This is a genomic window from Ammoniphilus sp. YIM 78166, from assembly GCF_004522215.1.
Taxonomy (GTDB): domain Bacteria; phylum Bacillota; class Bacilli; order Aneurinibacillales; family RAOX-1; genus YIM-78166.
The window spans coordinates 1-313 of sequence record NZ_SDLR01000069.1 but is presented as its reverse complement, the minus strand read 5'-3'; the positions used below and the strand labels follow the sequence as shown (position 1 = coordinate 313).

The following is a 313-nucleotide window of genomic DNA, read 5'->3' as shown; positions in this document are numbered from 1 at the left end:
GATTCGACAGGCATTATGAGGTATATTTCGCGACTCATCGGCAGATGTAAAATGCCAGTTAAATATAACTGCAAAAAATACAAATTCTTACGCATTAGCTGCCTAAAAAACAGCCTGCGTGATCTTCACAAGATTGTTTGCGTTTTGCTAGAAGGTCTTATTTATCAGCAAACTACGTTTGGCTACTGTCTAGTTAGTTAAAAAGAGATTTATAGACTCGCTATGTGAGGGCTTGAGTTATGTGTCATCACCTAGTTAAATCAATACATAACCTATAGTTGTAGACAAATATATTAGCAGATGTTTGGACGTG

1 other RNA gene is annotated in these 313 nt (G+C 36.4%); it reads left to right on the top strand.

Annotated elements, in window-relative coordinates:
- Nucleotides 1-313: a transfer-messenger RNA gene (ssrA, locus tag EIZ58_RS32930) on the top strand; the annotation flags it as partial.